The sequence below is a fragment of the Planococcus sp. MB-3u-03 genome (assembly GCF_002833405.1).
Classification (GTDB): domain Bacteria; phylum Bacillota; class Bacilli; order Bacillales_A; family Planococcaceae; genus Planococcus.
The window spans coordinates 2,034,642-2,059,843 of record NZ_CP025135.1 but is presented as its reverse complement, the minus strand read 5'-3'; the positions used below and the strand labels follow the sequence as shown (position 1 = coordinate 2,059,843).

Genomic DNA, 25,202 nt, shown 5'->3' with positions numbered 1-25,202 from the left:
CGATGAAAAAACGCATTACTGGCCGGTTTACGGTCATTCTTTTTGTCATCGGTTTCATGACTGCGACACAATACAATACTGTGAATACGGATGACAGCCGGGATTCCCGAGATACGTGGGAAATCCGCCAGCAATTATCGCGGGAAAAGCAACTGCATTCGGAATTGCTTTCGGAAATCAGTTTGCTTGATGATACACTCGGCAAGTATAGCGACGAGGCGACTCAAGATCCGGAGGCGGTGTTGAAAGAAACGGTCGAAGATTTACGGGTCTCCGCTGGATTTTCGCAAGTGACCGGCCCTGGAATCGAACTCGAGATCAGTCCATCCCTTGAAGCGATTGCGCTTGGAACCGAGATAACGGAAATTCCGCCGGATTTATTGATCCGCTTAGTGAATGAAATCAACCGCTTTAACGGCATCGAATTAGCGATCGCAGGCGAGCGTGTCATCAACACGACCGCCATACGCGATATCAATGGCTACACCACAGTGAACACAAAGCCAATCTCGACGCCGCCATTCACAATCGGCATTACGGCAACGAGCATGGAGGAAGCGCGGAAACTTGCAAGTCATCTGACGGCATCCGCGATTCATGATGATTTTTACATAGACGATTTGACGATAACTATTTCTGAGCCGCAGGAAAAATTGGCATTGCCGGCTTTTGATGGAGAAATCAATATGGAGCATCTTCAAGCCGGGGAGGGGGAGTAGGGATGTGGATATCGATTCTAGGATTGCTGTTGGGCATTTCGCTCGGCTTGTTGACAGATATCCAAATACCGCCTGAATACGCCAGTTATTTATCGATAGCAGTGCTGGCTTCACTTGATACGCTGTTTGGGGGCATACGGGCCCATTTGCAGCAGGTATACGATGATAAAGTTTTCGTTTCGGGTTTTTTCTTCAATATTGTGCTTGCGGCAGGCCTCGCTTTTCTCGGCGTCCATTTAGGTGTAGATTTGTATTTGGCAGCCATTTTCGCGTTCGGCGTCCGGCTATTCCAGAATATTGCGGTGATCCGCCGCATTTTGCTTTCGAAATGGGCTGAAAAAAAGAAGCTTGGTGAGGCAAATTGACGAATTGCAGGAAAATTTTCTAAGTTTCGCTATTTTACTTAGACAAGGTGTGTATTTTACAATAGAATGTAATGTAGAGAAGTTTTATAAGGAGGTGCCACGAGTTGAGTCAATCAGAATTATATGTAAGTTTGGATATCGGGTCTTCCTCCGTCAAAGTATTGATCGGGGAAATGACCAATAAATCGTTGCACGTCATCGGCGTTGGCAACGTCAAATCTAATGGAATTAAAAAAGGTGCGATTGTTGATATAGATGCAACTGTCCAGTCCATTAAAAAAGCTGTCGATCAGGCAGAGCGCATGATCGGCAAAGAAATCCACGAAGTCGTGCTGGGCATTCCAGCTAACCAAGTGGCATTGCAGCCCGTTAAAGGAATCGTTGCTGTAAACAGCGAGAACCGTGAAATCACAGACGAAGACCTAGAACGTGTTTTGGAAGCGGCACAAGTAATGTCGATCCCACCGGAACGTGAGCTGGTCAACATCATTCCTGAAGAATATGTCGTCGACCACCTCGGCGAAATCAAAGACCCTAGAGGCATGATCGGCATCCGTCTTGAAATGGATGGTACAATGGTGACGACTTCGAAAACGGTCTTGCACAATGTGCTTCGCTGTGTTGAACGCGCGGGCCTTGAAATCCGCGAGATATACGTCCAGCCGCTAGTAGCTGGAAGCTATGCGTTGACGGAAGATGAGAAAAACCACGGAACGGCCTGCATCGATATTGGCGGTGGATCGACTTCAATCGCAGTATTCCGCGATGGTCATCTGCGTGCGGCATCCGTCATTCCAGTCGGAGGCGATCATGTAACGAAAGATTTGTCGATTGTCTTGAAAACTCCGACAGAGCAGGCTGAAAAAATCAAGCTCGAACATGGCCACGCGTTCTTCGACGACGCTTCTGAAGAAGAAGTATTCGAAGTGCCGGTGATCGGTTCGGATTCAAGAGAACAATACAGCCAAAAATACATATCTGAAATAATCGGAGTTCGCATGGAAGAACTTTTCGAATTGATTTTGGATGAGTTATATCGCCTCGGCATCGATGAGCTGCCTGGCGGTGTCGTATTGACAGGCGGAATGGCTAAAATGGACGGCCTTCCTGAATTGGCAAGAAGCATTCTCCAAACGCGGGTGCGCCTGTTCACGCCTGAATTCATCGGAGTTCGTGAGCCGCAATACACAACAGCGGTCGGATTGATCCAATACGCTTATGCAGAAGATTTATTCTACGGAAACGTCGGCCATAGTTCAGCGACTGCACATTCGCAGAAACCCGAGTATGTGGAGCAGCAGCCGAAAAAGCAAAAACAGCCGAAACAACCGAAACAGGATAACGAAGGTGTCGTAAGCAAAGCCAAAAAAATGTTTGATCGTTTTTTTGAATAAAATCATCATTGTGTCCGGCTTATGTTCAAAAGCTGAGCAATCTTAGGAGGAAAAAAGAATGTTGGAATTTGATACAAATATCGATGCATTAGCCGTAATTAAAGTCATTGGTGTCGGTGGCGGCGGAAACAACGCAGTCAACCGGATGATCGAACATGGAGTTCAAGGGGTGGAATTCATCGCTGTCAACACAGATGCGCAAGCCTTGAACCTTTCGAAAGCGGAAACACGCCTGCAAATCGGCGGAAAACTGACGCGCGGCCTTGGCGCCGGCGCTAACCCGGATGTCGGGAAAAAAGCAGCGGAAGAAAGCAAAGAACAGATCGAAGAAGCTTTGCGCGGAGCCGATATGGTCTTCGTAACTGCCGGCATGGGTGGAGGCACTGGTACGGGTGCAGCACCTGTCATCGCAGGAATCGCAAAAGAGCTTGGCGCATTGACAGTGGGCGTCGTCACTCGCCCGTTCACATTCGAAGGGCGCAAGCGTTCGACTCAGGCTATCGGCGGAATCGCGACGATGAAAGAATCAGTCGATACATTGATCGTCATCCCGAACGACCGTCTACTCGAAATCGTCGACAAGAACACGCCGATGCTTGAAGCATTCCGTGAAGCGGATAATGTCCTTCGCCAAGGTGTACAAGGCATCTCTGATTTGATCGCAGTTCCTGGTCTTATCAACCTTGACTTCGCCGACGTGAAAACGATCATGTCGAACAAAGGCTCAGCACTTATGGGTATCGGTGTCTCTTCTGGAGAAAACCGCGCTGCCGAAGCTGCGAAAAAAGCTGTATCGAGCCCATTGCTTGAAGTATCTGTCGATGGAGCAAAAGGCGTCTTGATGAACATTACAGGCGGTTCGAACTTGAGCTTGTATGAAGTACAAGAAGCAGCCGATATCGTTGCATCCGCTTCTGATGAAGAAGTGAACATGATCTTCGGTTCCGTCATCAACGACAACTTGAAAGATGAAATCGTGGTAACGGTCATCGCTACAGGATTCAACGAAGAACAATTGAACCCAGCTGGACGCGCACCGCGTGGATCTGGATTGAACGCGAACCGCATCCAATCGATCCAGCAGCAAAACCCGGCTCCTTCCATCCGTGAAGCACGCCGCGAAGAACAGTCCCAGCGCCGCGAAGAGCAAACTCCTTACTACAACCAAGAGCCTCAGCGCCAGGATAAGCAAAGTGAAGATGCACTTGATATCCCGACATTCTTGCGCAACAGACAAAAACGCCGTTAATATGAAAACAGCTGCCGATTTGGCAGCTGTTTTTTTTATTATAGGCATCATTTAATGCTCTTTTAATGCAACTACCGCTTATACTTCATAATTTTGTTGAAAAATAGGCGGCTTTATTGTTTTAATGCCGGGCTGAATTGATAAATCAGCTTTGGCTTGGTACAATAAAGTAAACGTCTATAGAAAAGTTGTGAGCAGATGAAAGCGATTAAACCGAAATTTGAAGAAATGGCCCATACATTAAATCAAATCCATAGCGGCATTGAAATCGTCGCAGTCACTAAACAAGTCGGAGTCAATAGAACCCAGGAAGCTGTCGATGCGGGCATCCGCCATCTCGGCGAAAACCGCCCGGAAGGCCTCAAGCTGAAGCATGGGGAGATTAAAGGCGATGTCGCTTGGCATTATATCGGTACGCTTCAGTCTCGGAAAGTCAAAGAAGTGATCGGCCTCATCGATTATCTTCATTCACTGGACCGTCTGAGTTTGGCGAAAGAAATCCAAAAACGAGCCGATCACCCTGTCAATTGCTTTATCCAAGTCAATGTTTCAGGCGAGGATTCCAAAAGCGGCTTTTCTCCTGAGGAAGTTCCCGCTTTTATCGAATCTTTGAAGGAATTCGATAAGGTGCATGTGGTCGGGTTGATGACCATGGCGCCGAACACAGCAGATGAAACTTTATTGAGAGCGACATTTAAAGGATTGAAAGACTTGCAGCTGCAAATCGCAGCGAATAACTGGGAGCACGCCCCTTGCACAGAATTGTCGATGGGCATGTCGAACGATTACCTGATTGCGGCAGAAGAAGGCGCGACATTTGTCCGCGTCGGGACCGCTTTGGTAGGGTCGGAAAGTGAGGCGGAAAGATGAGCATGAAGGATAAATTCAAAAATTTCTTTTATCTGGACGAGTACGAGGAAGAGCCCGTCCAGGAAGAACGCAAGCAACGGCCCGTGCAGCGTTATGAAAAACCCGCACCGGCAGCTGCCGAACAGCCGCAAAAGAAAGCAATAAAAGCACCAAAGCCAGTGAAAGAACGCCGTGAGAATTTGGAGGAACCTACCGTGCAGAATTTAGTCAATTTGCAGAATTCATCTGCTTCTTCATCGAAAGTCAGCTTAGCGGAACCGCGTGTCTATGCGGAAGCGCAGGATATTGCAGAGAGCCTGAAAACAAAACAGGCCGTCGTGGTCAACTTGCAGCGCATTGAACGGGACCAGGGCCTCCGGATCATCGATTTCCTGAGCGGCACCGTCTATGCACTGGGTGGGGACATTCAGCGCATCGGGACCGACATTTTCCTCTGTGTGCCAGACACGGTCGAAGTGGATGGCGCCATCTCCGACTATTATCACGACGATCAACAATAGAAAGGTGCTAAAAATCGAATGTATCTTCTTGTAAATTTATTATTGAGCGCTATAAACATCTACTTTTATATCCTGATTATCAGCGTCTTCATGAGCTGGGTGCCGAGCATCAAGGAATCCGCGTTCGGGCAGATGATCTCCCGGATTACTGATCCTTATCTGGATATTTTCCGCCGCTTCATCCCGCCGATCGGCATGATCGATATCTCGCCGATCGTGGCAATTTTCACGTTGAGCCTCGCGAGCCAAGGAATCATTACATTGGCTGATTACCTTCTCTGATAAGAAGCTGAATAGATAGCAGCTGACATAGGAAGACGGAGAATCCATTTCTCTGTCTTTTTTATTTGCAACAAACTGCGAAAGGGTTTTTCTGCTGTTTGTAGAATGCTTGTTAAACAATGAACGAATCCAAGAACCGGGGGGAACCGCCCATGGAAGAGATATTCCAGCATTTCAGAAAAGATGAACAACAATTTATCGAACAGGCATCGGACTGGCTGCGAGATGTAGAAGATATGTATGCGCCGAAGCTGACGGACTTTCTGGACCCGCGCCAGCGTTTTATCGTCAAATCGCTGATCGGCGCCCAGGAAGTGGAAATGGCGGCGTCCGGCTTGTTCAGCCAGGCAGAGCGCCAGCGCGTGTTGTTACATCCCGCGTATTATGTCCCGGAAGAAAGTGATTTCCAAGTCACCATGTTTGAGCTGCGTTATCCGGTTAAATTCGTTACATTGAAGCATCCGGACATTCTTGGTGCGCTCATGTCGCTCGGTTTGGAACGTGGGAAATTCGGGGATATCCGGATTGGTGAAGGGACCGTACAGCTCGCGGTGATGGCAGAAGTCGCCCCGTATTTGCGCGCTAACTTCATCAGCGCCGGAAAAGTGAAAGTCCAGCTCGAAGAAGTGACCGATCCCGCCGACTATCTTCCGGTCATCGAGGAGTGGACGGAAGAAGCGCATACGGTCAGTTCGCTGCGGCTCGACACGGTCATGAGCTCGGTCTATAAAATTTCCCGCCAAAAAGCAGCCGCATTGATTAGCGGCGGCAAAGTGAAAGTCAATTGGACAGCACAAGAAAGTGTCTCGTTCGAATTGCACGAATCCGATTTGATTTCAGCGAGAGGGCTCGGGCGGGTGCAAATCATCGCAATCGAAGGACGGACGAAGAAGGACAAGATCCGCCTGCAGGTCGGTAAATTGGAATTGAAAAAATAAAACACTGGCGAATGTGGTGAATATTACTGAAATTTCTCGCCATGAGCGGTATAATGAGTGTAACCATGCAGAGAGTAAGGAGAGATACGATGCCTTTATCACCATTAGATATACATAATAAAGAGTTCAGCCGCGCATTCCGCGGTTATCAAGAAGATGAGGTCAATGAATTCCTCGAACAGATCATGAAAGATTACGAAAAAGTCATTAAAGAACGGACTGAAATGGAAGAGCGCATGAAATCCACGGATGAGCGCATGGGCCATTTCACCAATCTGGAAACGACTTTGCAGAAATCGATCTTCGTCGCTCAGGAAGCGTCAGAAGAAGTCCGCCGCAACGCCCAGAAAGAAGCGGATTTGATCGTTCAGGAAGCGGAGAAGAATGCAGACCGCATCGTCAATGAATCTTTGGCGAAAGCACGCCGCATCGCGACCGAAATCGAAGAGTTGAAAAAACAGTCGAAGATTTTCCGCAACCGCTTCAAGATGCTGGTGGAAGCCCAGTTGGATTTGATCGAAACGGAAGATTGGAACACATTGCTTGAATACGACCTGGACACGGATAATATCGACCAGATCGAAAAGAATGAAGCCGGAAGCGCCAAGGAATAAGCCCGCTCTTGACTGAGACCTATTCTGCTTCTATAATTACGACATACTTATAAACGCATTGATGGAGACAGTACGAAACGGAAATCCGATCGAGCGAGCCGGGGGCGGTGGAAGCCTGGCGCGGAGCCGTCTTGGAAAATCACTCCTGAGCTGGACCGGTGAACGCAAGTAGCCGGGCCCGTCCCCGCCACGTTACGGTGTAGAGTTGGCAGCATAAAGCTGCAACAAGGGTGGTACCGCGAGCTTCTCGTCCCTTTCCAGGGATGGGGGCTTTTTATTATGCTTACAGGAGGAATGGAAAATGGATTATAAAAACACATTATTGATGCCGAAAACCGAGTTCCCGATGCGCGGCAATTTGCCGAACCGGGAACCTGAAATGCAAAAGAAATGGGAAGAAATGGACATCTATAAAAAAGTCCAGGACCGGACGAAAGGCCGCCCGTTCTTCGTTCTTCATGACGGGCCGCCATATGCAAACGGCGATCTTCACATGGGACACGCCTTGAACAAAGTATTGAAGGATATGATCGTCCGCTCGCGCAGCATGATGGGCTTCCATGCCCCGTACGTTCCAGGCTGGGATACGCACGGTTTGCCGATCGAACAGGCATTGACCAATAAGGGCGTAAACCGCAAAGAATTGTCACTCGCGGAATTCCGCAAGCTATGCGAAGAATATGCATATGAACAGATCGACAGCCAGCGTTCACAATTCAAACGGATCGGCGTTCGCGGTGACTGGGAAAACCCATATGTGACCTTGAAACCTTCCTATGAAGCGCGCCAGATCGAAGTATTCGGCAAAATGGCCAATAAAGGCTATATCTATAAAGGCTTGAAACCGGTCTACTGGTCCCCTTCAAGTGAATCGTCACTTGCTGAAGCGGAAATCGAGTATCACGATAAAAAATCACCATCGATTTATGTATCCTTCTTGGTTACAGACGGAAAAGGCGTATTGGATGAAGGTGTCAAGTTGGTCATCTGGACGACGACGCCTTGGACGATCCCTGCCAACCTCGGAATTTCCGTGCATGCAGATCTGGATTACGTAGAAGTCGCACACGGCGGTTCGAAATTCGTCGTCGCGAAAGATTTGCTCGAAGAAGTGGCGAAAGAGCTGGAATGGGCGGATTATGAAGTCGTTCGCACAGTGAAAGGCCAGGAACTGGAGCATATCCAGGCGAAACACCCATTGTATGACCGTACGTCACTCGTCATGCTTGGCGATCACGTCACGACCGATTCCGGGACAGGCTGCGTCCATACAGCTCCTGGACACGGGGAAGATGACTTTTTGATCGGCAAGAAATACGGCTTGGATGTTCTATGCCCAGTTGATGAGCGCGGCGTCATGACAGACGAAGCGCCAGGATTTGCTGGCGAGTTCTATGACAAAGCGAACAAGTCGATCACCGAAGCGCTCGACGAAGCAGGCGCTCTAGAAGCCCTGTCATTCATCACCCACTCCTATCCGCATGACTGGCGCACGAAAAAGCCGGTCATCTACCGCGCGACGGCGCAGTGGTTCGTCTCGATCGATGCGTTCCGCGACCAGATCTTAAAAGCGATCGATGAGACATCGTTCACGCCAGCTTGGGGCGAGACCCGCCTTTACAATATGCTGCGCGACCGCGGAGACTGGAACATCTCCCGCCAACGTGTATGGGGCGTCCCGATTCCAGTATTCTACGCAGAAAACGGCGATCCGGTCATCACGGAAGAAACAATTGCGCATATCGCCGATCTATTCCGTGAGCATGGATCGAATATCTGGTTTGAACGTCCTGCAGCGGAATTATTGCCGGAAGGCTTTACGCACCCGAGCAGCCCGAATGGCATCTTCACGAAAGAAATGGACATCATGGACGTCTGGTTCGATTCCGGTTCGTCCCATCAGGCAGTGCTTGATGAGCGCGAAGACCTGCAATATCCTGCTGACCTCTACCTGGAAGGCTCTGACCAATACCGCGGTTGGTTCAACTCATCGCTTACAACGAGCGTCGCCATCAACGGCATCGCCCCGTATAAAGGCGTCTTGAGCCATGGCTTTACATTGGACGGCAACGGCCGCAAAATGAGCAAATCGCTCGGTAATACAATCGTGCCGGCAAAAGTCATGAACCAAATGGGAGCGGACATCCTGCGACTATGGGTTTCTTCTGTCGACTACACGGCGGATGTGCGCGTATCGGATGACAACTTCAAGCAAGTGTCTGAAGTGTACCGCAAAATCCGCAACACGCTGAAATTCCTTCACGGCAACTTGGCTGATTTCGATGAAAAGACAAATCGCGTGCCGTTTGAAGAGATGCGTGAAATGGACCAGTACATGGTCATGAAATTGAACAAATTGATCGATACGGCCACAAAAGGCTACGAGAAATATGAATTCTCTTCTGTCTATCACGCATTGAACGGCTATTGTGCCAATGACCTCAGCTCGTTCTATCTCGATGTCGCAAAAGACGTCGTCTATATCGAACGCGCCGACCATCCACACCGCCGTGCCATGCAGACAGTCATGTTCGACAGCTTGATGGCACTCGTTAAGCTTGCTTCACCGATCCTGCCGCATACGGCGGATGAAATGTGGTCGTATCTGGAATCCGCTTCTGAAGAAAGCGTCCAGTTGACGGACTTCCCAGAAGCAGTGGAACGTCCTGAATTCAAGGATCTTGAAGCGAAATGGAGCCGTTTCATGGACGTCCGCGACGATGTCCTGAAAGCACTTGAAGAAGCACGTGCGGCGAAAACGATCGGAAAATCGCTGGAAGCGAAAGTAACGGTCTTTGCCAGCGAAGAACTGGCGAACTTATTGCCAGCGATCGATTCGAATCTCGCGCAATTGTTCATCGTTTCCGAATATGAATTCGGTGGAGCGAGAGAGCAAGCGCCGGAAAACGCACTTTCACTTGATGAAGTATCAGTCGTCGTCGAAAAAGCGGAAGGCGAGAAATGCGGCCGCTGCTGGACGATCTCCAAGCACGTCGGCGAATCAGAAGCACATCCTGAGCTTTGCCCACGTTGTGCGGAAGTCGTTGAAATCGAATACGCTTGAGTTTGAACGGTCCGAAAGCCGGTTATCCGGTTTTCGGACTTTTTTCTTTTTTCGCCCGCTCTGTGTTAAAATGAATAGACTGATGAATGACGGAGGAAATACAAGTGATTTATTATGGGATTGCTCTACTTATTATTGCGTTGGATCAATGGACCAAATGGCTGGTCGTCAAAAATATGGAGCTCGGGGAACGGATTCCTGTGCTCGAACCGTATCTGGGATGGCTTTCCCACCGCAATCGCGGCGCGGCGTGGGGGATGCTGGAAGGGCAGATGTGGCTGTTTGCCATCATCACTGTCGTGGTGATCGTGGCGATTCTTTATTATTTCCATAAGCATGCCGGAGGGCAGCCGCTGTTTCAATTGGCACTGATGGTGCTATTAGGAGGCGCAATCGGTAATTTTATCGACCGGATGTACCGCGGTGAAGTCGTCGATTTTGTCGATGTGCTGATTCCAGTAATCAATTATGATTTTCCGATCTTCAATGTAGCGGATGCTGCATTGACCATTGGTGTCGTCTTAATGGTCATTTACGTGATCATGGATGAAAAACAACAAAAGAAAAAGGTGTCTTAATGGAAGAACTGACGATAAACATTACAGAAGAACAAAAAGGCGAACGTATTGACAAAGTGATTTCTGCCGTCGATGAGGAATGGTCGCGTTCACAGATCAGCAATTGGGTCAAAGATGGCCATATCAAAGTAAATGGTGAAACGGTGAAGCCGAATTATAAAGTGCGCCTGGAAGATGAGATCCTCATCACGCCGCCGCTGCTGGAAGAATTGGATGCAGAACCGGAAAATTTGAACCTCGATATCGTCTATGAAGATGAAGACGTGCTCGTCGTCAACAAACCGAAAGGCATGGTCGTCCACCCGGCGCCAGGACATGCGAGCGGGACGCTCGTCAACGGCCTCATGTACCATTGCACCGATCTTTCGGGCATCAATGGCATCGTGCGCCCAGGCATTGTCCACCGCATCGATAAAGATACGTCTGGCTTATTGATGGTCGCAAAAAACGACCTCGCACATGCATCTTTAGTGGATCAATTGGTCGAAAAATCGGTGACGCGCAAATACATCGCACTTGTCCACGGGCATATCGCCCACGACAAAGGCACCATTGATGCACCAATCGCGAGAGACCCGAAAGAGCGCCAGAAGATGGCTGTGGTCGATAAAGGCAAGCACGCAGTAACTCATTTCACCGTGCTTGAGCGTTTCGGCGATTTCACGTTGGTGGAATGCCGACTTGAAACCGGCCGCACGCACCAAATCCGTGTCCATATGCGTTATATCGGCTTCCCGCTTGTCGGCGACCCGAAATACGGACCGAGAAAAACGATGGATATCGGCGGCCAGGCCTTGCATGCAGCCGTCATCGGTTTTATCCATCCACGGACGAAGGAATACCTGGAGTTCTCGTCGGCTTTGCCGACAGAATTCGAGGAACTTCTCGAGACTCTCCGCTAAGGGGGCTTGACAAACGAAATGGCTGTTCTTTATACTTAGACCAGTCAACTGAATACGCATCACCTTTAAGAACAGTCCAGAGAGGCTGAAAAGGGATATTCGCAAAGCCGGAAGTGTGTCTTCCGGAAGGTTTTTTTCTGCGCTTATGCACCCTTCGCCTCTTCGGCGGAGGGTTTTTTCATGCAGAAATTTCGATGCAATCATAAAGGAGTGAAACACATGGCAGAAAAAGCGGTCATTCTCGATGATAAGGCAATCGGACGCGCGATTACACGGATCGCTCACGAAATCATCGAGCGCAATAAAGGGATCGACGGATGCATCTTAGTCGGCATCAAAACAAGGGGCGCATTCATCGCCAAGCGTTTGGCGGAGAAAATCGAACAAATCGAAGGCAAGCCCATTCTGACAGGCGAACTGGATATCACGCTTTACCGGGATGATTTAAGCCAGAAAAATCCGGGCCAGGAACCGCTTGTCCAGCAAGTCGATATCGAGCATAGCATTAAAGACCAGAAAGTCATCCTGGTCGATGATGTGCTTTATACGGGCCGTACAGTCCGCGCCGCAATGGACGCGGTCATGGACCTCGGCCGGCCGGCACAAATACAGCTCGCCGTATTGATCGACCGGGGACACCGGGAGTTGCCGATCCGCTCCGATTATGTCGGAAAAAACATCCCGACATCGAGCGAAGAACGGATCGTCGTGGAAATGACAGAAAGCGACAGCACCGACCGCGTCACCATCAACGATTAAGAATTACTATAGAGACAGGGGAGAAACAGCTTGAGCAATGCCATTCTAGACATACACGATAAACCAAAAACGGGGCAATGGATTTCCCTTAGCCTGCAGCACATGTTCGCCATGTTCGGCGCAACAATACTTGTGCCGCAGCTAGTTGGCTTGAGCCCCGCGATCGCGCTATTGACGAGCGGCATCGCCACCATCATCTTCGTCCTCATCACCCAATTCAAAGTTCCGGCTTACCTCGGGTCTTCATTCGCCTTTATCGTCCCGATACAGATCGCGACGGAAACAGGGGGCATCGGCTCAGCGATGATCGGCGCGATGTTCGTCTCGCTCGTCTACGCGATCGTCGCGCTAGTCATTTGGAAGACCGGCTACAAATGGCTCATGAAACTGCTGCCGCCGATTGTCGTCGGCCCGGTCATCATCGTCATCGGGCTGGCTCTGTCCGGCACAGCGGTCGACATGGCCATGAACATCCCGACGGCAGACGGCGGCTCTGAGTACAGCCTGCTGCATTTCTCAGCCGCTTTGGTTACGCTCGCTACCGCCATCATCTGCAATATTTACTTCAAGAACATCATCTCGCTCATGCCGATCCTGATCGGCATCATCGCCGGTTACGTCTACTCGGCACTGATCGGCATCATCGACTTCAGCCCGGTAGCTGCTGCGAACTGGTTCCAAGTACCGGAATTCCTGGTGCCGGGCGTCGATTATTCTTTCCAAGTGACGCCGACACTGCTGTTCGTCATGGTGCCGATCGCCATTGTCACGATCTCTGAGCATATTGGGCATCAGCTTGTCCTCGGGAAGATCGTCGACCGCAATTACATAAAAGACCCGGGACTTCACCGCTCGATTTTGGGCGACGGCATCGGGACGTTCATCTCCTCGCTTGTCGGGGGGCCGCCGAAAACCACTTACGGCGAGAACATCGGCGTACTTGCCATCACGAAAGTGTTCAGCGTCTATGTCATCATCGGCGCGGCAGTGTTCGCGATCCTGTTCTCCTTCTTCGGAAAACTGATGGCGGTCATCGACACCATCCCGACAGCGGTGCTCGGAGGCATCTCGATCTTGTTGTTCGGCATCATCGCCTCATCGGGACTGCGAATGCTTGTCGATAACGGCATCGACTTCGGCAACAACCGCAACTTGGTCATCTCGTCGGTCATCCTGGTCATCGGGATCGGCGGTGCGAAACTCGAGTTCAGTGAATCGTTCGCGATCGAAGGAATGGCGCTGGCCGCTATCGTCGGTGTGATACTGAACATGATCCTCCCTGGGCTTGATAAACAGGAGTTGGATGATGGAACTGAATAAACTTACCTTTTAAGGAATGTCCAGAGAGGCATGGAAAGGGTTATGGATAGGGGTGCAGTCTACCCTTATTTCCTTACACCTTCCTGCCCCTGGGAAGGTGTTTTTTTGTACAGTCAACGAAAGGGCGTGAGCAAATTGCCGAATCTGTTAACGATGAACAATCTTGAAAACGACAAAATCATGAACTTGCTGAAGCGTGCCGAGCAGTTTGAAAGTGGCGAAAAGGCCTCACTCGACGGGGCAGTCGTCAATTTATTCTTTGAACCAAGCACACGGACGAAGATGAGCTTCGAGATGGCTGAACATCGGCTTGGGCTATCCGTATTGCCATTCGAAACGGCCTTTTCCAGTATTCTAAAAGGTGAAACGCTCTATGACACGGTGAAAACGATGGAAGCAATCGGCGTCAAAGCGGTCATCATCCGCCACGAGGAAGAAGAGTATTACCAGCAGCTAGCAGGCTGTAAGGTAGCCGTCATCAACGGCGGCGACGGCTCGGGCCAGCACCCGACGCAATCATTGCTCGATTTGTACACGATCCACCAAGAGTTCGGGCGCATCGACGGCATCCACGTAACGATCGTCGGGGATATCGCCCATAGCCGTGTCGCCAAATCGAATGCAGCCGCACTGAAACAACTCGGTGCAAAAGTCAGCTTCGTATGCCCGGAGGAATGGAGCGGCGAGTACGACACAAGCGATGATTTAGATGCCTTGATCGACGAAACCGACGTCGTCATGATGCTCCGCGTGCAACATGAACGGCACGCCGTCTCCGCTCTTTTTTCCAAAGAACGCTATCATATTGAGTTCGGGTTGACAGAAGCACGAGAGCGCAAAATGAAGAAAGACGCCATCATCATGCATCCGGCACCGATCAACCGGGGAGTGGAGATTGCGGATTCGCTAGTCGAGTGCAAGCGCTCGAGAATCTTCAAACAAATGGAAAACGGCGTCTTCGTCCGAATGGCAGTACTAGAATATGCAATGAAAGGGAGAGAATAAAATGGGATTATTCATTAAGAACGTAAAGATGTTGAACGGAGAACAATTGGAGGAAACGAACATCCGCGTCAAGGATGGCCGCATCGAGGAGATCGGCGCACACTTGCACGGGCAGGGAGAAACGGAAATCGACGGCAAAGGCCGAATGATTGCACCAGGATTTGTGGACGTCCATGTCCATCTGCGTGAACCGGGGGGAGAGAAAAAGGAAACCATCGAAAGCGGCACGAAATCAGCGGCGCGCGGCGGCTATACGACCATCTGCGCCATGCCAAATACACGGCCGGTACCGGACACGAAAGAAAATCTCGATCACGTCAATGGCTTGATCGAAAAAAATGCGCTCATTCGGGTTTTGCCGTACGCCTCCATCACAATCCGCGAAGCGGGCAAAGAACGGACCAATTTGAAAGAGCTGAAAGAACATGGAGCGTTCGCGTTTACCGACGACGGGGTAGGCATCCAGGAAGCGGGGATGATGCTCGAGACGATGAAAGAAGCGGCAGGGCTCGATATGGCTGTCGTCGCGCATTGCGAAGACAATAGCTTGATCTACGGCGGCGTCATGCATGACGGCAAACGAAGCCGAGAGCTAGGGCTTCCGGGAATCCCGTCAGTTGCGGAATCGGTGCATATCGCACGCGACATCCTGCTCGCTGAAGCGGCCGGCGCCCATTATCACGTCTGCCACGTCAGCACGAAAGAGTCGGTGCGCGTCATCCGCGATGCAAAACGGGCAGGCGTCCGCGTCACGGCGGAAGTGACACCCCATCATCTCTTGCTGACAGAAGATGACATCCCGGGCGACGATGCGAATTACAAAATGAACCCGCCGCTTCGCGCACAAGAAGATTACCAAGCGCTTCACGAAGGGTTGCTCGACGGCACACTCGATTTCATCGCGACCGACCACGCCCCGCATGCTGCGGAAGAAAAAGCGAACGGCATGGAAAAAGCGCCATTCGGCATCGTCGGATTCGAAACGGCATTCCCGCTCCTTTATACGGAATTTGTCCAAAGCGGCAAATGGACACTCCAGCAATTGATCGGCTGGTTGACGAAAAAGCCGGCAGATGTGTTCGGCCTTCCATACGGGACGATTGAGGGAGGGCAAGCAGCCGACCTGGTGCTGCTCGACTTGGACAAACAGCAGGAAATCCGCACAGAAGATTTCCTTTCCAAAGGAACGAATACGCCATTTGGCGGACAAACTTGCACCGGCTGGCCAGTAATGACCATTTTCGGAGGTGACATCGTATGGCAGGAGGAAAACTGATGAAACGTTATTTGATCTTAGAAGACGGCACAGTATTCGCGGGGGAAGCATTCGGCGCACAAACGGCATCATTCGGGGAAGTGGTGTTCAACACGAGCATGACCGGCTATCAGGAAATCCTCTCCGACCCATCCTATTGCGGGCAGATCGTCACCATGACTTACCCGCTGCAAGGCAATTACGGCATCAACAGTGATGACTTCGAATCGATCGACCCAGCTGTCAAAGGCATGGTCGTCCGGGAAGCAGCAGATTTCCCGTCGAATTTCAGAAGCACGATGAGCTTAAGCGAATTGCTCGAGAAAAAGGGCATCCCGGGTATCGCGGGAATCGATACACGAAAGTTGACTCGGCTGATCCGCGTCAATGGATCGATCAAAGGGATTTTGACGGCTGCTGGGGAAGAACCGGATTTTGCACAAGTAATCGCGAAGCTGAAAGAAACCCATTTACCGACCGACCAAGTGGCGCAAGTGTCGATTTCGCGCCCTTATCCAAGCCCGGGACGCGGCAAGCGCGTCGTATTGATCGATTACGGCATGAAGCACGGGATTTTGCGTGAATTGAACAAACGCAAATGTGACGTCATCGTCGTGCCGCATAATACGAGCGCGCAGGAAATTCTCGCCTGGGGTCCGGACGGCGTCATGCTGTCAAATGGCCCGGGAGACCCGAAAAACGTTCCTGAATGTGTGGAAGTCGTCGGCGAATTGCTCGGCGAAGTGCCGATTTTCGGAATTTGCCTCGGCCATCAATTGTTCGCAAGAGCGTGCGGTGCCGAGACGTTCAAGCTGAAGTTCGGCCACCGCGGCGGCAACCATCCAGTGCGCGATCTTGTAACCGGCAAAATCGAAATCACTTCACAAAACCACGGCTACGCAGTCGATGAAGAAACCTTGCAAGGAACGCGCCTGAAAGTGACGCATAGCGCACTCAATGATGGAACGAACGAAGGGCTCGCGCATCTCGATTACCCAGCTTTCACCGTGCAATACCACCCGGAATCCTCACCGGGTCCGGAAGACTCGAATTATCTATTCGACCGATTTTTGGAAATGATGAACGCACAGCGGAAGGAGCAACAACATGCCTAAAAGACAAGATATCAAAAGCATCCTCGTAATTGGTTCAGGCCCGATCGTCATCGGCCAAGCTGCAGAATTCGACTACGCGGGCACACAAGCCTGCCTCGCCTTGAAAGAAGAAGGCTACCGCGTCATCTTGATCAACTCCAATCCGGCGACGATCATGACCGATACCGAAATCGCCGATAAAGTGTATATCGAGCCGATCACTTTGGAATTTGTCAGCCGCATCTTGCGCAAGGAACGGCCGGATGCCCTGCTTGCGACACTTGGCGGGCAGACGGGGCTGAACATGGCTATCGAACTGGACGAATCTGGGATTTTGGATGAACTGGAGATTGAAATCTTAGGGACCAAGCTGGAAGCGATCCATAAAGCGGAAGACCGCGATTTGTTCCGCACCTTGATGAACGAACTCGGTGAACCGGTACCGGATTCTGACATCATCCACAATATGGAAGAAGCGAAGCGGTTTGTAGAGAGAATTGGTTATCCAGTCATCGTCCGTCCAGCCTTCACGCTTGGCGGAACGGGCGGCGGCATCTGCCATAACGACGAGCAATTGCACGAAATCGTAGCGAGCGGCTTGAAATACAGCCCGGTGACACAATGCTTGCTGGAAAAATCGATCGCCGGATTCAAGGAAATCGAATACGAAGTGATGCGCGATGCGGAAGATACCGCCATCGTCGTCTGCAATATGGAAAACATCGACCCTGTCGGCATCCATACCGGTGACTCGATCGTCGTTGCGCCGAGCCAGACTTTATCGGACCGCGAATACCAGATGCTCCGCAACGTGTCATTGAAAATCATCCGCGCCTTGAAGATTGAAGGCGGCTGCAACGTCCAGCTCGCGCTCGACCCGCATAGCTTCGATTATTACATCATCGAAGTGAACCCGCGCGTCAGCCGTTCCTCTGCGCTGGCATCGAAAGCGACCGGCTACCCGATCGCCAAACTGGCGGCTAAAATCGCGGTCGGTTTAACGCTTGGGGAAATGATGAACCCGGTGACAGGGCGCACTTACGCCGCATTCGAACCGGCACTCGACTATGTCGTATCGAAAATCCCGCGCTGGCCGTTCGATAAATTCGAATCGGCAAAACGCAACCTCGGCACGCAAATGAAAGCAACCGGCGAAGTCATGGCAATGGGCCGGACGTTTGAGGAATCGATGCTGAAAGCGGTCCGTTCGCTGGAAACAGGGCAATTCCATCTCGAGCTGAAAAACGGCACGGACATGAGCGATGAATGGATCGAAAAACGCATCCGCAAAGCCGGCGACGAGCGGCTGTTCTTTATCGGTGAAGCGCTGCGCCGCGGGGTGACGATCGAAACGATTCACGACTGGAGCCAAATCGATTTGTTCTTCCTGGAGAAGTTCGATAAAATCGTCCGCTTTGAAGAAGTTTTGCAGCAAAACCCGTTTGACTATGAGACAACGAGAAAAGCCAAACGCATGGGCTTTGCAGACAGAACGATCGCCAAACTATGGGATACGCAAGAAGCAAAAGTATACGAATGGCGCAAAGAGCAAAACTTGATGCCGGTCTATAAAATGGTCGACACATGCGCTGCGGAATTCGAATCGGAAACGCCTTATTTCTATGCCAGCTACGAAGACGAAAACGAATCGATTCGCACCGACAAAGAAAGCGTCATCGTGCTCGGATCAGGCCCGATCCGCATCGGCCAAGGCGTCGAATTTGATTACGCAACGGTCCATTCCGTCTGGGCGATCAAAGAAGCCGGGTACGAAGCAATCATCATCAACAACAACCCGGAGACGGTGTCGACCGATTTCTCCATTTCCGACAAGCTCTACTTTGAACCGCTGACAATTGAAGATGTCATGCACATCATCGACCTCGAACAACCGAAAGGCGTCGTCGTCCAGTTCGGTGGGCAGACGGCAATTAACTTGGCCGACAAGCTCGAGAAAAATGGCGTGAAGATTCTCGGCACGACGCTTGAAGACATCGACAGAGCGGAAAACCGCAATAAATTCGAAGCGGCGCTCCATGAAATCGGCATCCCGCAGCCACTCGGTAAAACGGCCGTGTCGACAGAAGAAGCGGTGGTCATCGCTTCGGACATCGGCTACCCGGTGCTGGTCCGCCCGTCTTACGTACTCGGCGGCCGTGCAATGGAAATCGTCTACAACGAAAGTGACTTGATCCACTACATGGAACACGCAGTCGAAGCAAGCCCTGAGCATCCGGTGTTAGTCGACCGTTACTTGACAGGCGAAGAAATTGAAGTCGATGCGATCTGCGACGGCGAGAATGTCCTGATTCCTGGAATCATGGAACATATTGAACGGGCAGGGGTACACTCCGGTGACTCGATTGCCGTCTATCCGCCGCAAAACATCTCGCAACAGCAAATCGAGACTTTGAAGGATTACACGACACGGCTTGCCAAAGGCTTAAACATCGTCGGCCTGTTGAACATCCAGTACGTCATCTCAAAAGGTGAAGTGTTCGTCATCGAAGTCAATCCGCGCTCAAGCCGCACGGTGCCGTTCCTCAGCAAAATCACCGGCATTCCGATGGCGAATATCGCAACGAAAGCAATTTTGGGACAGAGCATTATTGAACAAGGTTACACCACGGGGCTAGCGCCGCTGAAAAAAGGCGTCTACGTCAAAGTGCCGGTCTTCTCATTCGCGAAACTGCGCCGCGTCGATATTACGCTCGGGCCGGAAATGAAATCGACCGGAGAAGTGATGGGCAAAGACGTCACGCTTGAAAAAGCACTCTATAAAGGGCTAGCTGCAGCTGGCATGGAAGTAAAAGACCATGGCACCGTGCTTCTCACCGTCTCGGATAAGGATAAAGAAGAAGCAGTTGGACTGGCGAAGCGCTTCCGAGATATCGGATACCAAATTATGGCAACTGGCGGTACGGCTCAAGCTTTCGAAACTGCAGGCATTGCCGTTGCTGAAGTTGGGAAAATCGGTGCGGAAGGACGTACTTTGCTAGATGTCATCCAAAACGGCGACGCGCAGATTGTCATCAACACGCTGACAAAAGGCAAGCAGCCAGAACGTGACGGGTTCCGCATCCGCCGGGAATCGGTTGAAAACGGAGTGCCGTGCCTGACTTCACTCGACACAGCGGAAGCGATGCTTCGCGTCATCGAATCGATGACATTCCAAGCAGAGGAAATGGGGGCAGGTGTATGATCAAACAGGAGAAAATGGCGATCGTCTCCCAAATCGAAATCGCAAAGAACATTTTTGAACTGACCGTAGCAGGATCTTTAGTGCAGGAAATGAACGAACCGGGGCAATTTGTCCATGTGCGCGTGGCGGACAGCTTTGAACCGCTATTACGCCGGCCGATCTCGGTGGCGAAAATCGACAAGGAAGCATCGAGCTTCACGATGATCTACCGTTCGGAAGGGCGCGGGACCAGCTTATTGTCCCAAAAGACAGAACGCGACACACTTGATGTCCTGGGGCCGCTCGGACATGGTTTCCCGGTTGATGAAGCTGGAAAAAAAGCTTATTTGATCGGCGGGGGGATCGGCGTGCCGCCGCTATACGAACTGGCATTGCAATTGAATGCGAGAGGTGTGGAAACCGTCCACATTCTCGGCTTCGAAAGCAGTGAAGCGGTGTTTTATGAAGACAAATTCAGGGCTCTCGGTGATACGCATATTGCGACAGTCGATGGTTCGCACGGGACGGAAGGTTTCGTGACCCATATTTTGAATGCCTTGCCGAACGATTTCGATACCTATTATTCCTGCGGGCCGACGCCAATGCTCGAAGCGGTGCAATGGGCGTACCCGCAGAAAAAAGGGTTTTTATCTTATGAACAGCGCATGGGCTGCGGCATCGGTGCCTGCTTCGCGTGCGTCTGCCGGACGACTAGAAGCGAAACGGATTACATCAAAGTATGTTCAGATGGCCCCGTATTTCCAGCAGGGGTGGTGATTTCATGACGGATTTAAGCGTGAAATTGCCTGGCCTCGACTTGAAAAACCCGATCATGCCGGCATCCGGCTGTTTCGGATTCGGGAAAGAATACGCCCAGCTCTATGATTTATCGAAACTCGGCTCAATCATGATCAAAGCGACAACTGCCGAGATGCGGCTCGGAAATCCGACGCCGCGCGTTGCGGAAACTTCATCCGGCATGCTCAATGCCATCGGGCTGCAAAACCCTGGGCTTGAAAAAGTGTTCGGCGAAGAACTGCCGTGGCTCAATCAATTCGACGTGCCGATCATCGCCAATGTTGCCGGGTCGCTCGCAGAGGATTATGTGGAAGTGGCAAGAACCATTTCACAAGCGCCGAATGTCCATGCACTGGAATTGAATATTTCCTGCCCGAACGTCAAGCAAGGCGGCATCACCTTCGGGACAGATCCGAATGTTGCAAAAGAATTGACGCGCATGGTAAAAGACGTATCGGATGTGCCGGTCTATGTGAAACTATCGCCGAACGTCACCGATGTCGTCCAGTTGGCCAAAGCAGTCGAAGAAGGCGGAGCGGATGGGATCACGATGATCAATACGCTGCTCGGCATGCGGCTTGACCCGAAAACGGGACGCCCGGTCATCGCCAATATCACAGGCGGTTTGTCAGGCCCCGCGATCAAACCCGTGGCATTGCGCATGGTTTACGAGGTGAGACGCCATACAGATTTGCCGATCATCGGCATGGGCGGCGTCGCGGAAGTAGATGACGTCATCGACTTTCTGTCAGCGGGAGCGAATGCTGTCGCGGTCGGCACAGCGAACTTCGTCAATCCGTTCGTGTGCCCTGAACTGATCGACAAACTGCCGGAACGATTGCATGAACTGGGCTATGAATCGGTTCATGAGTTAATTGGAAGGAGCCATCGCCTATGACCAGCAAACCGATCATTGCACTCGATTTCCCGTCGAAGCTCGATGTGGAAGAATTTTTATCGGAGTTTACGGAACCCTTGTTCCTGAAAGTCGGAATGGAATTGTTCTACCAGGAAGGGCCGGAACTCGTCCAGACATTGAATCACTACGGCCACGACATTTTCCTGGATTTAAAATTGCACGATATCCCGAATACCGTCGAATCTGCCATGCGCCGCATTGCAGAACTCGGCGTCGATATGGTCAATGTCCACGCGGCGGGAGGCCTTGCCATGATGGAAGCCGCAAAACGCGGGCTTGCAGGCAGCGGCACAAAGTTGATCGCTGTGACGCAATTGACCTCGACAAGCGAAGAACAGATGCAACAAGAACAATTGATTGCAGTGAGCCTGGAACAATCGGTCTTGCATTACGCGAAACTGGCGAAACATGCGGGGCTTGACGGTGTCGTCTGTTCAGTCCATGAAGCGAAAGCGATCGGCGAAGCATGCGGCGGCGATTTCCTGCGCGTCACTCCAGGCATCCGCCCGGCTGCATCGGAAAGCCATGACCAAAAGCGCATCGCGACACCGAGTGATGCAAAAGCACTTGGCTCGACCCATATCGTCGTCGGGAGAGCCATCACCCGCTCGGAAAACCCGCAAAAAAGCTATCACTACATTAACGGAGAATGGAGCGGTCGTTCATGAAAAAACAAATTGCACAACAGCTATTATCAATCGGCGCGGTGGAGCTGCGCCCGAACGATCCTTTTACTTGGGCCTCAGGCGTCAAATCGCCGATTTACTGCGACAATCGGCTGACGATGTCCTATCCGGAAGTCCGCAAGGCGATCGCTGATGGGCTCGCGGAAACGATACGCCGCGAGTATCCGGATGCGCAAGTGATTGCAGGAACCGCGACGGCGGGCATCCCGCATGCGGCATGGGTGGCCGAACGCCTTGATCTGCCAATGGTCTATGTGCGTTCGAAACCGAAAGGCCACGGACAATCGAATTTGATTGAAGGAAAAATAGAGCGAGGCCAAAAAGCGGTCGTCATCGAAGACTTGATCTCCAAAGGCGGATCCGTGCTGCAGGCGGCACAAGCCTTACAAGATGCCGGCTTTGAAGTGGCTGGAATTGCTGCGATCTTCACTTATGGGCTGCCTCAAGCACAGCAAGCGATAGAGGAAGCCGGATTCACCTTCCATACTTTGACGGATTTCCCGGCACTGGTTGAACAAGCCCAAGAAAGCGGAGCGATAGCGGCAGAAGATTTGCCGATGCTCAGCGAATGGCACGAAAAACTAAAAGCCGGCGCATTGACTTCATAAGAAAACCTTCGCCCATCAACAGGATGGGCGAAGGTTTTTTTTAGCTGGTCAGGGAAATAAAGAAAGCGAAAAGTGGTATGGTACAACTAACGATAAGGAGGCGGTAGACATGGGGCTTACCAAACAAGAAATCCACAAATGGACGGATGAGCATCCGCTGATGGCAGATTTGCTCGACTTGAAGCCAGTCGTCTGGCTGAACCCGAAGCGCAGGGAAATGGATCAAGTACAAGGCTTGCCGGTGACGATCGATGACCTGGAGGAGGCGGAGCAATTGTGGATGCGCTTCGCCCCGTATTTGGTGAAAGTGTTCCCCGAGACGGTTAAAACGGGAGGGATCATCGAATCGGAATTGCGGGAAGCCGAGCACATGCATACGCAATTGGAATCGTATTACGGCCAGCAGCTGCCAGGAAAATTATACGTCAAATGCGACAACGAACTGCCCGTTGCAGGATCGGTGAAGGCACGAGGCGGATTTTTTGAAGTGCTGTGCTATGCAGAGAACCTGGCACTAAAAGAAGGGCTTATTACGCATGAGGATTCTTATGAATGGTTTGCAACGGAACAAGCAAAAAAATTCTTCGGAAGCTATCCTGTCGGCGTCGGCTCGACCGGTAATTTGGGGCTTAGCATCGGCATCATCAGTGCCGAGCTCGGCTTCAAGGTCTCCGTCTATATGTCAGCCGATGCCAAAGGGTGGAAAAAAGAATTGCTTCGGAAAAAAGGCGTCCGCGTCGTCGAATTCAGCGGCGACTTCAGTGAAGCGGTCACGGCAGGTCGCGAAGAGACGCTTCATCTGCCGAACGGTTATTTTGTCGATGACGAGAAATCACGCGAATTGTTTCTCGGCTATAGCGTGGCGGCACTTCGTTTGAAACATCAACTGGAACAAAGGGATATTCCGGTAGACAAAGAGCATCCGCTATTCGTCTACTTGCCATGCGGTGTCGGCGGTGCACCAGGAGGGATCGCATTCGGGCTGCGCCACATGTTCGGTGATCACGTCCACCCGGTGTTCATCGAACCGACGCATTCGCCGGCTGTCTTGCTCGGTCTCATGACGGGCTTGAAGAGCGGCATCTGCGTCCAGGACATTGGTATCGACAACAGGACAGAAGCGGACGGGCTCGCAGTCGGCAGGGCATCGAGCTTCGCGTCGACAAGTTCTGAGCAATTGATTTCAGGGATTGCGACGGTCGAAGATGAAGAGTTGTTTCCGCTGCTCGCCATGCTGAAGGATAGCGAAGAAATCAAAATCGAACCTTCCGCAGCAGCCGGGTTTGCCGGGCCGTTCATGATGGCAGCGACAAACTATACTGAAGACCATGGCATCGATCCGGAAAAAGCGACACATATCGTTTGGCTGACAGGAGGGGCGCTCGTCCCCGAACAAGAGATGGCAGGATTTTATGCAAGAGGGTTGAAGAAACTGAAATGATAGGCAGGATTTTCAGTTCATTCCACGAATAGGAGAGTGAACGATAAACGAAAAAGAAGGGAAGCGGAGACATGGCCATTCAAGCGAACCAGATTTTCGTTAATTTGCCGGTTAAGGATTTGGAGAGATCGATGAAGTTTTTTGGCGAGATGGGCTTTGATTTCGATGAGCGGATGACGGACAATAACGCCACCTGCATGATCATCGGCCACAATATGTACGCCATGCTGCTGGTGGAAGACTTCTTCAAAAGCTTCACCCATAAAGACATTGCCGACACATCCAAATGTGCAGAGGCGATCATTGCCTTATCGGCGTCTAGCCGGGAGGCCGTTGATGAATGGGTGGAAAAAGCGATGGCAGCCGGCGGCAGTTCCGCAAACGAGCCGATGGACAATAAGTTTATGTATTCTTGGAGTTTTCACGACCCGGACGGCCATTTATGGGAAGTCATGTATATGGAAGACGAGGCATTCGAATAAAAAAACCGCACCGGATAAAGTTCCGGTGCGGTTTTCAGGCTGTCAAGAAACTCAGGAAACCGTATTTTCCGAAGCTTATCGCTCGCTTTCCGTGGGGCGGGAATCGAGCCTCCTCAGTCGCTTTGAAACCCTTGTGCTCTCACATCTGCGTGGCAGATGCGTCGCAAATGAATGTGCTC

Annotated in this window: 24 protein-coding genes and 1 other annotated feature; all 24 genes read left to right on the top strand. The window is 51.3% G+C overall.

Annotation, left to right across the window (positions count from 1 at the left end):
* Positions 1-2 precede the first annotated feature (2 nt).
* Complete coding sequence (locus CW734_RS11625) at positions 3-719, top strand: DUF881 domain-containing protein (protein WP_101190575.1); 717 nt, start codon at positions 3-5, stop codon at positions 717-719.
* A gap of 2 nt (positions 720-721) precedes the next feature.
* A complete protein-coding gene (locus CW734_RS11620; RefSeq protein ID WP_101190574.1) occupies positions 722-1,084 on the top strand; it encodes a small basic family protein in 363 nt (120 codons plus the stop codon).
* Positions 1,085-1,188: 104 nt separating this feature from the next.
* Entirely contained in the window at positions 1,189-2,478 is a 1,290-nt protein-coding gene (gene ftsA, locus CW734_RS11615) for a cell division protein FtsA (protein ID WP_101190573.1), read from the top strand.
* Between the two features lie 58 nt (positions 2,479-2,536).
* Entirely contained in the window at positions 2,537-3,727 is a 1,191-nt protein-coding gene (gene ftsZ, locus CW734_RS11610) for a cell division protein FtsZ (protein ID WP_058383516.1), read from the top strand.
* A gap of 198 nt (positions 3,728-3,925) precedes the next feature.
* Positions 3,926-4,597: a YggS family pyridoxal phosphate-dependent enzyme gene (locus CW734_RS11605; protein ID WP_101190572.1), complete on the top strand. Its 672-nt coding sequence runs from the start codon at positions 3,926-3,928 to the stop codon at positions 4,595-4,597.
* Positions 4,594-5,097 carry a cell division protein SepF gene (locus tag CW734_RS11600; protein ID WP_101190571.1) on the top strand — a complete coding sequence of 168 codons (504 nt, stop codon included), beginning with the start codon at positions 4,594-4,596 and terminating at the stop codon, positions 5,095-5,097. Before CW734_RS11605 ends, CW734_RS11600 begins: the two co-directional genes overlap by 4 nt.
* Before the next feature lie 18 nt (positions 5,098-5,115).
* Entirely contained in the window at positions 5,116-5,379 is a 264-nt protein-coding gene (locus CW734_RS11595; RefSeq protein WP_101190570.1) for a YggT family protein, read from the top strand.
* A 152-nt stretch (positions 5,380-5,531) separates the two neighbouring features.
* The gene (locus CW734_RS11590; protein WP_101190569.1) at positions 5,532-6,317 is read left to right on the top strand and encodes a YlmH family RNA-binding protein; all 786 of its coding nucleotides are present in this window, start codon (positions 5,532-5,534) and stop codon (positions 6,315-6,317) included.
* Positions 6,318-6,406: 89 nt separating this feature from the next.
* Entirely contained in the window at positions 6,407-6,931 is a 525-nt protein-coding gene (locus tag CW734_RS11585; protein ID WP_101190568.1) for a DivIVA domain-containing protein, read from the top strand.
* 49 nt (positions 6,932-6,980) lie between these two features.
* Positions 6,981-7,189 (top strand) — a binding site (T-box leader).
* A 43-nt stretch (positions 7,190-7,232) separates the two neighbouring features.
* Entirely contained in the window at positions 7,233-9,995 is a 2,763-nt protein-coding gene (gene ileS, locus CW734_RS11580) for an isoleucine--tRNA ligase (RefSeq protein ID WP_101190567.1), read from the top strand.
* A 104-nt stretch (positions 9,996-10,099) separates the two neighbouring features.
* Positions 10,100-10,573 carry a signal peptidase II gene (lspA, locus tag CW734_RS11575; RefSeq protein ID WP_175578498.1) on the top strand — a complete coding sequence of 158 codons (474 nt, stop codon included), beginning with the start codon at positions 10,100-10,102 and terminating at the stop codon, positions 10,571-10,573.
* Positions 10,573-11,475, top strand: coding sequence for an RluA family pseudouridine synthase (locus CW734_RS11570; RefSeq protein ID WP_101190565.1), 903 nt, complete (start codon positions 10,573-10,575; stop codon positions 11,473-11,475). Before lspA ends, CW734_RS11570 begins: the two co-directional genes overlap by 1 nt.
* Before the next feature lie 219 nt (positions 11,476-11,694).
* Positions 11,695-12,234 carry a bifunctional pyr operon transcriptional regulator/uracil phosphoribosyltransferase PyrR gene (gene pyrR, locus CW734_RS11565; protein ID WP_058383525.1) on the top strand — a complete coding sequence of 180 codons (540 nt, stop codon included), beginning with the start codon at positions 11,695-11,697 and terminating at the stop codon, positions 12,232-12,234.
* 30 nt (positions 12,235-12,264) lie between these two features.
* Complete coding sequence (locus tag CW734_RS11560) at positions 12,265-13,554, top strand: solute carrier family 23 protein (RefSeq protein WP_101190564.1); 1,290 nt, start codon at positions 12,265-12,267, stop codon at positions 13,552-13,554.
* A gap of 135 nt (positions 13,555-13,689) precedes the next feature.
* Positions 13,690-14,559 (top strand): aspartate carbamoyltransferase catalytic subunit, encoded by an 870-nt coding sequence (locus tag CW734_RS11555; RefSeq protein ID WP_101192186.1) that lies wholly within the window; start codon positions 13,690-13,692, stop codon positions 14,557-14,559.
* 1 nt (position 14,560) lies between these two features.
* Positions 14,561-15,835: a dihydroorotase gene (locus CW734_RS11550; RefSeq protein ID WP_101190563.1), complete on the top strand. Its 1,275-nt coding sequence runs from the start codon at positions 14,561-14,563 to the stop codon at positions 15,833-15,835.
* On the top strand, positions 15,835-16,929 hold the full coding sequence (locus CW734_RS11545; protein WP_180956212.1) for a carbamoyl phosphate synthase small subunit: 1,095 nt from the start codon (positions 15,835-15,837) through the stop codon (positions 16,927-16,929). Before CW734_RS11550 ends, CW734_RS11545 begins: the two co-directional genes overlap by 1 nt.
* Positions 16,922-20,110, top strand: coding sequence for a carbamoyl-phosphate synthase large subunit (gene carB / locus CW734_RS11540; protein ID WP_101190562.1), 3,189 nt, complete (start codon positions 16,922-16,924; stop codon positions 20,108-20,110). The genes CW734_RS11545 and carB overlap by 8 nt, the downstream gene beginning before the upstream one ends.
* Entirely contained in the window at positions 20,107-20,874 is a 768-nt protein-coding gene (locus CW734_RS11535; protein ID WP_101190561.1) for a dihydroorotate dehydrogenase electron transfer subunit, read from the top strand. Before carB ends, CW734_RS11535 begins: the two co-directional genes overlap by 4 nt.
* Positions 20,871-21,785 (top strand): dihydroorotate dehydrogenase, encoded by a 915-nt coding sequence (locus CW734_RS11530; protein ID WP_101190560.1) that lies wholly within the window; start codon positions 20,871-20,873, stop codon positions 21,783-21,785. The genes CW734_RS11535 and CW734_RS11530 overlap by 4 nt, the downstream gene beginning before the upstream one ends.
* On the top strand, positions 21,782-22,474 hold the full coding sequence (gene pyrF, locus CW734_RS11525) for an orotidine-5'-phosphate decarboxylase (RefSeq protein ID WP_101190559.1): 693 nt from the start codon (positions 21,782-21,784) through the stop codon (positions 22,472-22,474). The genes CW734_RS11530 and pyrF overlap by 4 nt, the downstream gene beginning before the upstream one ends.
* On the top strand, positions 22,471-23,100 hold the full coding sequence (gene pyrE, locus CW734_RS11520) for an orotate phosphoribosyltransferase (RefSeq protein WP_101190558.1): 630 nt from the start codon (positions 22,471-22,473) through the stop codon (positions 23,098-23,100). The genes pyrF and pyrE overlap by 4 nt, the downstream gene beginning before the upstream one ends.
* A gap of 109 nt (positions 23,101-23,209) precedes the next feature.
* Positions 23,210-24,541, top strand: coding sequence for a D-serine ammonia-lyase (locus tag CW734_RS11515; RefSeq protein WP_101190557.1), 1,332 nt, complete (start codon positions 23,210-23,212; stop codon positions 24,539-24,541).
* A gap of 71 nt (positions 24,542-24,612) precedes the next feature.
* On the top strand, positions 24,613-25,023 hold the full coding sequence (locus tag CW734_RS11510; RefSeq protein WP_101190556.1) for a VOC family protein: 411 nt from the start codon (positions 24,613-24,615) through the stop codon (positions 25,021-25,023).
* The last annotated feature ends 179 nt before the right edge of the window (positions 25,024-25,202 follow it).

Excerpts from the sequence above, each read along its gene's own strand:
- CW734_RS11625 (WP_101190575.1), top strand. The coding sequence starts at position 3 with ATGAAAAAACGCATTACTGGCCGGTTTACGGTCATTCTTTTTGTCATC.
- CW734_RS11620 (WP_101190574.1), top strand. The coding sequence starts at position 722 with ATGTGGATATCGATTCTAGGATTGCTGTTGGGCATTTCGCTCGGCTTG.
- ftsZ (WP_058383516.1), top strand. The coding sequence starts at position 2,537 with ATGTTGGAATTTGATACAAATATCGATGCATTAGCCGTAATTAAAGTC.
- CW734_RS11605 (WP_101190572.1), top strand. The coding sequence starts at position 3,926 with ATGAAAGCGATTAAACCGAAATTTGAAGAAATGGCCCATACATTAAAT.
- CW734_RS11600 (WP_101190571.1), top strand. The coding sequence starts at position 4,594 with ATGAGCATGAAGGATAAATTCAAAAATTTCTTTTATCTGGACGAGTAC.
- CW734_RS11595 (WP_101190570.1), top strand. The coding sequence starts at position 5,116 with ATGTATCTTCTTGTAAATTTATTATTGAGCGCTATAAACATCTACTTT.
- CW734_RS11590 (WP_101190569.1), top strand. The coding sequence starts at position 5,532 with ATGGAAGAGATATTCCAGCATTTCAGAAAAGATGAACAACAATTTATC.
- CW734_RS11585 (WP_101190568.1), top strand. The coding sequence starts at position 6,407 with ATGCCTTTATCACCATTAGATATACATAATAAAGAGTTCAGCCGCGCA.
- ileS (WP_101190567.1), top strand. The coding sequence starts at position 7,233 with ATGGATTATAAAAACACATTATTGATGCCGAAAACCGAGTTCCCGATG.
- CW734_RS11570 (WP_101190565.1), top strand. The coding sequence starts at position 10,573 with ATGGAAGAACTGACGATAAACATTACAGAAGAACAAAAAGGCGAACGT.
- pyrR (WP_058383525.1), top strand. The coding sequence starts at position 11,695 with ATGGCAGAAAAAGCGGTCATTCTCGATGATAAGGCAATCGGACGCGCG.
- CW734_RS11550 (WP_101190563.1), top strand. The coding sequence starts at position 14,561 with ATGGGATTATTCATTAAGAACGTAAAGATGTTGAACGGAGAACAATTG.
- CW734_RS11545 (WP_180956212.1), top strand. The coding sequence starts at position 15,835 with ATGAAACGTTATTTGATCTTAGAAGACGGCACAGTATTCGCGGGGGAA.
- carB (WP_101190562.1), top strand. The coding sequence starts at position 16,922 with ATGCCTAAAAGACAAGATATCAAAAGCATCCTCGTAATTGGTTCAGGC.
- CW734_RS11535 (WP_101190561.1), top strand. The coding sequence starts at position 20,107 with ATGATCAAACAGGAGAAAATGGCGATCGTCTCCCAAATCGAAATCGCA.
- CW734_RS11530 (WP_101190560.1), top strand. The coding sequence starts at position 20,871 with ATGACGGATTTAAGCGTGAAATTGCCTGGCCTCGACTTGAAAAACCCG.
- pyrF (WP_101190559.1), top strand. The coding sequence starts at position 21,782 with ATGACCAGCAAACCGATCATTGCACTCGATTTCCCGTCGAAGCTCGAT.
- pyrE (WP_101190558.1), top strand. The coding sequence starts at position 22,471 with ATGAAAAAACAAATTGCACAACAGCTATTATCAATCGGCGCGGTGGAG.
- CW734_RS11515 (WP_101190557.1), top strand. The coding sequence starts at position 23,210 with ATGGGGCTTACCAAACAAGAAATCCACAAATGGACGGATGAGCATCCG.
- CW734_RS11510 (WP_101190556.1), top strand. The coding sequence starts at position 24,613 with ATGGCCATTCAAGCGAACCAGATTTTCGTTAATTTGCCGGTTAAGGAT.